General features: G+C 39.3%; 11 protein-coding genes. 8 read left to right on the plus strand and 3 right to left on the minus strand.

Annotated features, from left to right (window positions below):
* Positions 1-529, plus strand: a 529-nt coding sequence (locus QZT73_RS11945) for a gamma-glutamyltransferase (protein WP_291788350.1), incomplete at its 5' end; no start/stop codon positions are given.
* A 27-nt stretch (positions 530-556) separates the two neighbouring features.
* Here the strand turns inward: QZT73_RS11945 and QZT73_RS11950 are convergent.
* Positions 557-1,348, minus strand: a complete 792-nt coding sequence (locus QZT73_RS11950; protein ID WP_291785687.1) for a hypothetical protein — start codon at positions 1,346-1,348, stop codon at positions 557-559.
* 212 nt (positions 1,349-1,560) lie between these two features.
* Here QZT73_RS11950 and QZT73_RS11955 point away from each other — a divergent pair, with 212 nt between their 5' ends.
* The 3 genes from QZT73_RS11955 to QZT73_RS11965 are packed head-to-tail and all read left to right on the plus strand — an operon-like array spanning position 1,561 to position 3,881.
* Complete coding sequence (locus QZT73_RS11955; RefSeq protein WP_291788352.1) at positions 1,561-2,685, plus strand: histidinol-phosphate transaminase; 1,125 nt, start codon at positions 1,561-1,563, stop codon at positions 2,683-2,685.
* Positions 2,685-3,248, plus strand: a complete 564-nt coding sequence (locus QZT73_RS11960) for a GNAT family protein (RefSeq protein ID WP_291788355.1) — start codon at positions 2,685-2,687, stop codon at positions 3,246-3,248. The genes QZT73_RS11955 and QZT73_RS11960 overlap by 1 nt, the downstream gene beginning before the upstream one ends.
* 15 nt (positions 3,249-3,263) lie before the next feature.
* Entirely contained in the window at positions 3,264-3,881 is a 618-nt protein-coding gene (locus tag QZT73_RS11965; RefSeq protein WP_291788358.1) for a hypothetical protein, read from the plus strand.
* Positions 3,882-3,883: 2 nt separating this feature from the next.
* Here QZT73_RS11965 and QZT73_RS11970 read toward each other — a convergent pair whose 3' ends face one another.
* The gene (locus QZT73_RS11970) at positions 3,884-5,224 is read right to left on the minus strand and encodes a Gfo/Idh/MocA family oxidoreductase (RefSeq protein WP_291788360.1); all 1,341 of its coding nucleotides are present in this window, start codon (positions 5,222-5,224) and stop codon (positions 3,884-3,886) included.
* A 306-nt stretch (positions 5,225-5,530) separates the two neighbouring features.
* On the opposite strand from QZT73_RS11970, the gene QZT73_RS11975 reads away from it, so the two are divergent.
* The 3 genes from QZT73_RS11975 (at position 5,531) to QZT73_RS11985 (ending at position 7,710) form a co-directional block, all read left to right on the plus strand.
* Positions 5,531-6,082, plus strand: a complete 552-nt coding sequence (locus tag QZT73_RS11975; RefSeq protein ID WP_291785692.1) for a ferritin — start codon at positions 5,531-5,533, stop codon at positions 6,080-6,082.
* 89 nt (positions 6,083-6,171) lie between these two features.
* Positions 6,172-6,573 carry a hypothetical protein gene (locus tag QZT73_RS11980; protein WP_291785694.1) on the plus strand — a complete coding sequence of 134 codons (402 nt, stop codon included), beginning with the start codon at positions 6,172-6,174 and terminating at the stop codon, positions 6,571-6,573.
* Between the two features lie 39 nt (positions 6,574-6,612).
* Positions 6,613-7,710: a formylglycine-generating enzyme family protein gene (locus QZT73_RS11985; RefSeq protein WP_291785696.1), complete on the plus strand. Its 1,098-nt coding sequence runs from the start codon at positions 6,613-6,615 to the stop codon at positions 7,708-7,710.
* 8 nt (positions 7,711-7,718) lie between these two features.
* Here the strand turns inward: QZT73_RS11985 and QZT73_RS11990 are convergent, their stop codons facing one another.
* Positions 7,719-8,945: a serine hydrolase gene (locus QZT73_RS11990; protein WP_291788362.1), complete on the minus strand. Its 1,227-nt coding sequence runs from the start codon at positions 8,943-8,945 to the stop codon at positions 7,719-7,721.
* A 161-nt stretch (positions 8,946-9,106) separates the two neighbouring features.
* Here QZT73_RS11990 and QZT73_RS11995 point away from each other — a divergent pair, with 161 nt between their 5' ends.
* Positions 9,107-10,360: an NAD(P)/FAD-dependent oxidoreductase gene (locus QZT73_RS11995; RefSeq protein ID WP_291788364.1), complete on the plus strand. Its 1,254-nt coding sequence runs from the start codon at positions 9,107-9,109 to the stop codon at positions 10,358-10,360.
* Positions 10,361-10,442 lie beyond the last annotated feature (82 nt).

Raw genomic sequence — 10,442 nt, forward strand, 5'->3', positions numbered from 1 at the left:
TACTCCTTCTGGAGGTTGGATTCCAGCTGCAATAGCAGGGAATACAGGGGTTGGGTTGAGTCAAAGGATGCAAAGTTTTGTGTTGGACGAAGCATTGAATCCTTATAATCTTTTGGAGCCAGGTAAACGGCCTAGAGTTACTTTGACACCTAGTATGGCTTTGAAAGAGGGAAAGCCTTTCCTTTCTTTTGCAGTTCAGGGTGGAGATACCCAGGACCAGGATCTTTTGCAGCTTTTTCTAAACATTGTGGAATTTGATATGACAGTGCAGGAGGCATCTGAGGCTGCAAATATTCACACATATCAGATGCAGTCTTCTTTTGGTGCCCATGAATCCAAACCTGGCTCCATTACCCTGAATACAGCTGTACCCTCCTGGATCAGAAAAGATCTTGGAAATAGGGGATACAAAATGAATTTTCTCGAAAGGACTTCAGGACCTTTGAATGCAATCTGGTTCGATTGGAAGCATAAGAGTTTTTGGGGAGGTTCTAGTAACCATGGAGAGGATTATGGCATTGCCTGGTAAAAAAGCTGTCCATTTGGACAGCCTCTTTTACCTCAATGAATTTTCCAATGTGGCCAGGTAAACCCATTTTTGATCCCGTGATTTGAGCCCTTTTTCCACCGCAGCCCTTTGTTCTGTAGTGGATTCCATATCTTCATATTCCTGTGCGTTGAAAAACTGTAGATAGTCTTTATAAACATTCATAGTGAGATGGGTGGATTTGGCCTCACTTCCAAAAGGCAGAGCAGTTCTCAATAAACTCCAATGACCCATTAATCCTTTTTCTATACGGTTTTGATGTATAGGTAAAAATACTTCCCTTTCGGCTTTTTCGTATTCTTGAAATTTACCTTCTACTGCTTTCATCAGGTCAAAAGAAGCCAAAGCACCTCTTTTAAACTGGAAACTGTCGCGGGATGAGGCTATTTGTTGCATGTAGGATCTTTGTGCCAGATCCATATGGTTTGATGATTCGTTTAACTTTTCCCTCACTTGTTTTTCTGTCATATGAGGATAAGCCACCATGGCATAACGAATCATGTCATCTTCCCCAAGTCCATTCATCATTGAAACAGGGTCATTAAAATAGGTGACAGTGATGTATTGAAATTCGCTTGGGTCCGCTCCTGATTGTAAAGACCAGAAATCCCATCCAGTAATTCTTTTATCGTTGATAGCCCCCTGATAAATCTTTTCCATGAATTCTTTATGCTCGATAAAATCATAAGTCTGATTGGATTCTACTTTGATAAACTCAAAGACAAGGTACCGGTTCTGTTGGCCATAGACCATGGCAACAGTAACCATGAGGATGGCAAAGGTTGAAAGGATCTTTTTCATATCGGTTATTTAATTAAGGGTTTTCGTTTACTTTAAAATTTAAGAATAAAATTTCAAAAAAAATAATTATTGTAGGATTTAATTGATGTGATTTACCATATTGGTAAAATATACCCCTTGTGAGTTATTTTTCCCTAATCCCTTTGATCTCATATAAATTGGTTTTGATTATCAGTGAATACTTCTTAGATTTTGGAAAAATATAAGCTGTTATGAGTCTTTCAAGAAGAGAATGGTTGAGAAGTGCATCCCTATTTGGTGGTATGGCAATGATTACAGGAGGTGCTTCCATTGGTAAATTATCAGCGGAACAAATCAAAAAATTTAATCCAAGGCCCTTTGATACACCCATCAGATTAGGTTCCAATGAAAACCCATATGGACCATCTGATACTGTCAGAAAGGCCATGATTGACAATTTTGATTTAGGTTGTAGGTATCCTTGGGCATACAATGCACCTTTGCGCGAAATGATTGCCCAAAAGGAGGGTGTTACACCTGATCATATCGTTTTGGTTGCAGGTTCTACGGAAGGTCTCAAGATAACAGGAATAACTTATGCAGGAAAAGGGGATGAAATTCTGTCTGGTTTACCCACTTTTTTATCCATGATGGAATATGCCAAAGTATGGGGAGCAGATATCAATTGGGTCCCTCTGGACAAAAATATGGATTATGACTTGGAAGAAATTGAAAAACGCATTTCGGCAAAAACCAAATTGATTTTCCTCTGCAATCCAAACAACCCCACAGGAAAATTGCTACCAGCGGATAAAGTAATGGATTTCTGTGAAACTGCCAGCGAGAAAACCATGGTTTTCAGCGATGAGGCTTATTACGATTACATAGAAGACCCCAATTACCCTTCTATGGTGGAATTGGTTAAAAAGGGGAAAAATGTGATTGTTTCCCGGACACTTTCCAAAGTTTACGGGCTTGCAGGAATCCGTTTAGGGTATTTGGTAGCCAAACCGGAAATAGCCGCAAAGCTTAATGATAGGGTAGTGGCCAACACCAATATCATGGCCATTGAAGCAGGAAAAGAGGCGCTGAAAGATTTGGAATTTTATCGTTTTAGCTTATCCAAAAACCTCGAAGCAAGAAAAATGATTGAAGCTACTTTAGACCAATTGGGACTGGAATACCTCCCTTCTCAGGCCAATTTTGTTTTTTTCCACGCAAAAGAAGATGTGAGGAAATTAGGTGAAAAAATGCTTGCAAAAGGGGTAATTATTGGAAGACCTTTCCCTCCTTTCGATAACTGGTGCAGGATCAGTACAGGAACCTTGGAAGAGGTAGCGTTTTTCAATAATGCCTTGTTGGAAACACTCGGTTGATGGCTCTGGATTTTGACCTGGTATTGGAGGATGAAGACATCCTGTTGAGGGCTTTGCAGGAAAGGGATCTTCCCAATTTATCAGAACTTGTTACGGACAAAGGACTTTGGAATTACTTTACCTTTGATCTTAGCGAACCCAAAGAGTTTAACGAGTGGCTAAAGCCAGCATTGGAAAAAGAAAGGCTCCAATTGGTTCTCATGGATAAGTTGACCGGAAAAATAGTAGGGTCTACCGCATTAGGAAATTATGCCCAACGTGACCAAAGGATCGAAATAGGCTGGACATGGTTGATAACGCAGTATCAAGGAAAAGGCTTTAACCAAAAAATGAAAAAGCTTTTGCTCACCTATTGCTTTGAAAAATTAAAGGTTGAAAGGGTTGAATTCAAAACAGACGTTTTGAACTTATCGGCAAGAAGAGCATTGGAAAATATCAATGCCATAGAAGAAGGGGTCTTGAGAAGCCATACCCTGATGACAAAAAATAGAAGAAGGGATACGATCTATTATAGTATATTGAAGGAAGAGTGGTCCTATGTGAAAAGAGAAAATAATTGGTAGTCAAAAAGCTCCATCATGAAACCTTTCTCTATAAGTGGAATATTGCGCCTTGCAATCCTGTTTTTTGCAGGGTTTGCCCTTTTGTGCTGTGATGCTCCTAATTTTGACGATGAGCGGATACAAGTGGTCAATAATGTATTTTTAGATCAGCAGGAAGTAAATTTCTCTGCAGCCAGAATTCAAATTACAGGACCTGTTTCAATTACTGGCCCCAATAGCCATGTCTCAGTTTCATTAGTATTGTCGACAGACGAAAATTTTTCAAATTCACAACCACTAAATACCAATGTTCTAAATATCCAATTGCTCTTTAAGAATAAAGAAGTGAGTTTCCCTAATTTTTCTTTGCCCAATGGAAATTATCAAGTATTCAAACCCTCATTGCTTGATCAGGAACATCAAAATGAAGAACTGGAAAAACAAGATTTGTTGGCTTTTCCGACCTTATTTATACAGTATTTAGGCAATGATAATTATATGGAGGTTTTCTTTGGAAAGGAGGGCCTTATCAATCTGCAATTTGATGTCCAAAATGACCTGGTAAGAATATCTCACAATTGGGAAACAAAAGAAGGGCCCAAGATTTCTGGTCTCAGTACCCTTCCTATTAATTTGACTGCTTTTCGCAATTGAAATTATACTTTCGGCAATGCCCATCCATTATGGTAATTCGCCTTCATAAGGGCATTTGCTTCCGGATCTGTAAATTGGCCTTTTTCTGCATCCCAATATATTTTTTTACCTGTCTTATAAGCAATGTTGCCCATCTGGGCATTGATGGCTGCAATACTGCCCGTTTCTATGCCGCAGGTTAATTTGGAGGCATCATTCTGCAAGATGGCATCAACAAAACCCTGTGCATGTAATTCCAATGCATTTCTACTGGGTCTGATCAAGGCAACCTCCTCCAATTTGTTTACTCTTTTACCGTCTTGATTTTCAGTTTCCGGGATCACTCTCCATCCACCTCTGTTTACTACTAGGGTACCATTATTACCGATGAAGGCTATACCTTCCGTGGTACCATAATTTCCCCCATCTATACCGGTGGCATGTTCCCATAACATATTGAATCCATCATATTCATAGACAGTTTGCAATGTGTCTGGTGTTTCTGAGGCGTCATCTGGATAGGCAAATTTCCCTCCCGAGGCCATAACGGATTTCGGTGCATTGACACCCATGGCAAATAATGCGATGTCGATTTCATGGACACCCCAATCTGTCATCAATCCACCCGCATAATCCCAAAACCACCTAAAATTGAAGTGAAACCTGTTTTCATTAAAAGGGCGTTTTGGTGCAGGTCCTAGCCACATATCGTAATCCACTCCTTTTGGAGCAGACCCATCAGGCATGACGGGAACCGGTTTCATCCAGCCTTGGTAGGCCCAGGTTTTCACAAGACGTATTTGACCCAATTTTCCAGATTTTACATAATCTATGGCTTCGGCATATTGGGACCCGCTTCTTTGCCATTGGCCTACCTGAACCATTTTGCCATACCTTTGCTTTGCTTTGACCATCAGATTGCATTCTTCTATGGTATTGGCAATTGGCTTTTCAACATATACATGTTTACCTGCTGACAGACTGTCAACCATATTAAGGCAGTGCCAATGATCGGGCGTACCCACTATGACTACGTCTATATCTTTATCTTCAAGCAATTTTCTATAGTCTTTGTATACTTTGGGTTTTTTGCCTCTTAATTTTTCCACATCTGCTGACCTTTGGTCAAGCACATTTTCATCTATATCTGCCAGGGCAACACAGTTGACATTAGGAATTTTAAGATGGGCATTCATGTTTGACCATCCCATACCTTTGCAGCCAATGACTGCAAAATTTAATTGATCAGATGGGGCTATTTTTCTGGCGAGTTTGCTTAGACTTTCTGCTTCCACAAGTCCTGGGATACTTAATCCGGCTCCTGCTAAGAGACTCGTTTGGATAAATTTTCGTCTGGAGGTCATTTTAGGTTTGGTTTTAATGAAGTTAAATTTTTCTTAAATATGAATTTTCCTTTCAATATAGGATTTTTCTATTTGAACCGCATACTGTTGATTTTCAATTTTTAATTTTCACTGTACCTATACATCTAGATATACAAAGTTTTTATTGGATAGGGCAGGAGCTATTTTAGAATTTTACTTATACCAATTCCAAATTTCTTTGTAAATCAGTTTTTTAGTAAATCTCATCAAGGAAATAGTTATTTTTGAATAATGATTACAATATATCATGCCATACAAAAAATTAGAAATTAATTAAATGATAACATGGAAATGAAAAGTAAAGAAATCGTCACTTTAAAGCGCTCTCTTCTTCACGATACAGAAAAGCTGTTGAACCAGCAGATTGAAATGGAAGGAAAGTCATCAGCCTATTATCTGTCCATGGCCTCATGGTGCCAGATGATGGGATATGAAAATGCAGCTAAATACCTTTATACACATTCTGATGAAGAAAGGATGCACATGATGAAAATTTTCCACTATATCAATGAAGCTGGTGGACATGCCATACAGCCTGAAATCACTGGTATCCGGCAGCACTTTAATTCCCTGAGAGAGGTATTTGAGTTGATTCTGGAGCATGAGATTCAGGTGACCAAATCCATCAATGCCATTGTGGACCATGCTTTTACCGCAAAGGATTTTGCAACCTTTAGTTTTATGCAGTGGTATGTCACTGAACAAAGAGAAGAAGAAACCCTCGCAAGAAGAGCATTGGAGTTATTTGATATCATTGGGGAGGAAGGAGTTGGACTCTGGACCATAGATCAGGAGTTAGGTAAGCTTCATGCAACCACCTCTGTTGCCGGTGAATAAATATCATTGAACATTGATATCCAAGAAGCGGTCTTAAAGACCGTTTTTTTTGTGCCCATATTTTTTCATAGATTTATAAAAAAATGGAAATGGTAAGCAAAATTATCAAGGTGGAATTTTTGGGTAAATTGTTCCTGAGAATTGGAATTGCAATTTACATGTGGTCATTCGTCCTTCTTTCCTTTAAATTAGATAAAGACAACCTTTGGATGGCATTGGTTATGGCTTACTTGGTAATTGCGCCTGGACTTTTGATGCTCCATTACCGAAATGCCAAAACAGGGCTAATCGGAGGCCTTGGTGTGTTTCTGTTCTTTTTGGCTTCCTCTGTTGTACTTATTATTACTGATCTTTCAGCGAATGTGAATTGGTCTTTGATCTATCTGCATATCGTAAGGGATGTTTTGTTGATGTTTGCTTCTTTGATATTAATCGGTGAATCCTTAAAATCTATGTTAAAGGACAGAATAACTGCACCCTTTCCAAAATAGAAAAACTAGTATAAAATTAAAAAATATAGTGTCATGGTAATGACCAAAAGAATACATTTGGATAGAAAAAGAATTTCGGAAAAATTTAAAAATCGCTTATTTTATTCCATATTCTTCTTCTCCATTTTTTTATATCAGGCTTGTAAAACTCCGGAAAAGGAGAATGAAATCAAAAAGAGTTATGCTAATGATCTGATAAAGCAGGAAGGTATGGTCTTGATCCAAGGAGGGGCATTTTATATGGGAACCAATGAAATGGAGGCTTATGCAGTAGAAAGACCTGCAGTGAAACGGGAGTTAAATGCTTTTTGGATGGATGAAACAGAAGTTACCAATAGGCAATTTGCCCAATTTGTGGAAGCTACTGGATATTTGACTGTGGCCGAAAGGCCCGTGGATTGGGAAGAACTCAAATTACAATTGCCCCCTGGTACTCCCAAGCCTGATGATGCAGACCTGGAAGCAGGTTCACTTGTTTTTAATCCGCCTTCTCATGCAGTTCCCCTTGAAGATGTCAGTCTATGGTGGAAATGGGTTGTCGGAGCCAATTGGAGGTATCCGGATGGACCAGGAAGTGATTTACAAGGAAAAGAAAATCATCCCGTTGTCCATATCGCCTATGAAGATGCAGTGGCCTATGCGGATTGGGTAGGGAAGAGGTTACCCACAGAAGCTGAATGGGAATATGCGGCAAAAGCAGGGAGGGTCAATCAACGCTATGCCTGGGGTGATGAATTTAAACCAGCAGGGGTATTTATGGCAAATACTTATCAAGGAGAATTCCCGCACCGAAATTTAGGTGAAGATGGTTTTTCAGGAACCGCACCTGTAAAAAGTTTTCCTCCCAATGATTTCGGTTTATATGATATGATAGGCAATGTGTGGGAGCTGACTTCAGATTGGTATGATGCCATTACCTTTAGTAGGATTGCAGGCAATGCTCCCGCTCTTGACTCCAGCGTCAACTTGTGTTACAATCCTTCCAATCCATTTGCAAAGGAAAAAGTAATCAAAGGAGGGTCATTTTTATGTGCAGATGATTATTGTATCAACTACCGACCATCAGCAAGGCAAAGTCAGGCTTATGACAGCGGAACCTCAAATATAGGATTCCGCTGTGTAAAAGATGTAGAATAAATATTATTTTATCTGGGCAAACTTTCCAATACCATTCTGACAAGTTCTGCCTTCTTGTCATTGTTAATCCATCGGGAAACTATTACCAGGTCATTTTCTTCATCGACATAAACCATATTTGTGCCCGCACCCAAATGAAAGAATGCTGACTCAGGTGCTGATGGAATTTCCTTTTTGTCCGTATTGAGAAAATAATTCATAAAACCATAATTGGGCTGTACAGCAGTAGGAACCCTTGATTTATTGATCCATTCTTCAGAAATCAATTGTTTTCCATTCCAATTGCCTTTATTCAAGGTGAGGTATCCAAAACGTGCCTGATCATACGCACTGATAAACAAGCCACCCCCCCAATGGGAACCTCCACTGACGGATTGTACAATTTGTCCATCCAATACAATGTAGGAATTTTCATAACCAGTCCATCTCCATGTTGGGCTTGCACCGATTTCATCCATGATATGCTCTTTGATTACCTGAGGAAGAGGTCTTCTCCATACATTCAAAATGGCAAGAGCTAAGACATTCACCCTGGTATCATTGTATTTATATACCGTTCCCGGCTCGCTCCTCTCTCTATTTAACCAGCCTGATGCGCTTCCCTGAGGCCGGTCTGCCCAGTCTGGTTTCCCCCAAAGTACTCCTTCCCAGTCAGAGGTTTGTCTAAGAAGATGTTCCCAGGTGATTTTTTTATTGTGTGCTGTAGCGAATAGCTCAAATATATCTTCCTCATACAAATGATCAGATTTATTCATAGCAGGTTTGTAAGGTTCATAGGGAATTATGGGTGCCATGTAGAGGTAAACAAGGTCTCTTTCACTTTTAATCAGCCCCTTATCATAAGCAAGGCCTACTGTAGTAGAAAGAATACTTTTGGCCACACTGAATGTAAGGTCCACCCTATAAGGATCTCCCCATTTTCCGACCACATAGCCTTTATAAATTATCAGGCCTGTAGCATCTCCACGGTCTTTCATAGGTCCAATAGGAAATCCAAAAGGCTCCCTGCCAAAAGCACTCAGGTAGTGTGCCAATTTTAGGTTTTTGTCTGCACCACTTTCTTCCTGTATGGCAAATTTGATGGCTTCCTGAAGTTTCACTTCATCTAGACCCATATCAGCGGGCATTTTTTCTTCCCAGGAACCCGGAACAGGAAAATAGGTGGATTGTGCTTTTGCATGATGCAGGAAAAACGATGATAAGAACAAGAAATAGGTGAAAATGATGCGTCTCATGGAATAGTTTTTTAGTAAATTATGTTTTTATTACGCTTTAGGAAATGAAATTTACAGGATTACCTCTATTTGAAATGTAATTGGTTGTCCAAAGCATAAAATAAAAGACCTGAAACAAACAATTTATCGTTGAATTGGTCTTTTTATAATACCTGTTATTTATGAAGAACGAACAAAAAATTTATATCATCGGTGCAGGCATTTCAGGGTTGATAGCTGCATATGAATTGGAAAGGGCAGGATACCAGCCCATAATTCTGGAAGCATCGGATCAGGTTGGAGGAAGGGTAAGAACCGATGATTACAAGGGATTTTTATTGGATAGAGGGTTTCAAGTGCTACTTACGTCTTATCCCGAGGCCCAAAGATATTTGGATTATGAAGCATTACAGCTTAGAAAATTTGACCCCGGAGCACTTATTTTAAAGCCAGGAGACTCCTTTATTATTAGCGATCCTTTAAGGAATCCAGGTAAATTTCTCAATATGGCCTTTTCTCCAGTAGGGAATTTGACTGATAAGTTAAAGATTTTTCAATTGACAAAATCTTTAAAATCGCAAACAGAGGAAAGTATATTTTCGGAGCCATCAGTAACTACACTTCAGTTTTTAAAAGACTACGGCTTTTCAGAGAAAATAATCAATAATTTCTTTAAACCATTTTTTAAAGGGATATTCCTGGAGAACGAGCTGAGCACTTCTTCAAGAATGTTCAAGTTTGTTTTTAAAATGTTTTCCTATGGCCATGCAGCTGTACCTAAATCGGGCATGCAGGCCATTCCTGAACAACTGTTGAGAAAGCTAAAAAATACAGAGATTAGATATCATTCACCTGTTAAGCAGGTTGAGGGCCGAAAAATCCTGCTGAGTTCAGGTGAGGAACTTGAAACAGACGCTATCATTATTGCCTCCCGTCCTGATAATATTTTACCCCAGCTTGCAGGCCAATTCAAACCTTCTAGAAAAGTGATCAATATGTATTTTTCATTAGACCACTCTTTTATTGCCCAGCCAAAAATTGCTTTGGTAACAGATGATCAGTTTTTGATCAATAACTTGGTCTTTATGACAGATCTGAGCAAAGATTATTCGAAAAACAACAAAGCCTTACTTTCTGTGTCTATAACTAAGCCGGTTGAGGCAGATGAGAAATTGATCAAATTGGTGGCCATAGAATTATCAGCTTTGACAAAAATAAATGCAGAGTTTTTCGAGCACATCAAAACTTATGAAATCAAGAATGCACTGCCGCAGCCTGAAGATATGGCTTATTCTTTGGATCCAGGGAATACCAAGGTGGCAGATGGAGTTTTCCTTGCTGGGGATTTTCTATTGAATGGATCCATTAATGCTGCCATGACTGCCGGAAGAAAGGCAGCAGAGGCAGTTATTCTTAACCTTCAACCCGTTTATTGATTGAAAAAAACAATAGCAATTGCTGGAGCCGGTGGTTATATAGGCAGGTGGTTTATCCATCACTATAAGAGTAAATACAATA

The organism is Cecembia sp. (assembly GCF_007126775.1).
Taxonomy (GTDB): Bacteria; Bacteroidota; Bacteroidia; order Cytophagales; family Cyclobacteriaceae; genus Cecembia.

Excerpts from the sequence above, each read along its gene's own strand:
- QZT73_RS11950 (WP_291785687.1), bottom strand. The coding sequence starts at position 1,348 with ATGAAAAAGATCCTTTCAACCTTTGCCATCCTCATGGTTACTGTTGCC.
- QZT73_RS11955 (WP_291788352.1), top strand. The coding sequence starts at position 1,561 with ATGAGTCTTTCAAGAAGAGAATGGTTGAGAAGTGCATCCCTATTTGGT.
- QZT73_RS11960 (WP_291788355.1), top strand. The coding sequence starts at position 2,685 with ATGGCTCTGGATTTTGACCTGGTATTGGAGGATGAAGACATCCTGTTG.
- QZT73_RS11965 (WP_291788358.1), top strand. The coding sequence starts at position 3,264 with ATGAAACCTTTCTCTATAAGTGGAATATTGCGCCTTGCAATCCTGTTT.
- QZT73_RS11970 (WP_291788360.1), bottom strand. The coding sequence starts at position 5,224 with ATGACCTCCAGACGAAAATTTATCCAAACGAGTCTCTTAGCAGGAGCC.
- QZT73_RS11975 (WP_291785692.1), top strand. The coding sequence starts at position 5,531 with ATGGAAATGAAAAGTAAAGAAATCGTCACTTTAAAGCGCTCTCTTCTT.
- QZT73_RS11980 (WP_291785694.1), top strand. The coding sequence starts at position 6,172 with ATGGTAAGCAAAATTATCAAGGTGGAATTTTTGGGTAAATTGTTCCTG.
- QZT73_RS11985 (WP_291785696.1), top strand. The coding sequence starts at position 6,613 with ATGACCAAAAGAATACATTTGGATAGAAAAAGAATTTCGGAAAAATTT.
- QZT73_RS11990 (WP_291788362.1), bottom strand. The coding sequence starts at position 8,945 with ATGAGACGCATCATTTTCACCTATTTCTTGTTCTTATCATCGTTTTTC.
- QZT73_RS11995 (WP_291788364.1), top strand. The coding sequence starts at position 9,107 with ATGAAGAACGAACAAAAAATTTATATCATCGGTGCAGGCATTTCAGGG.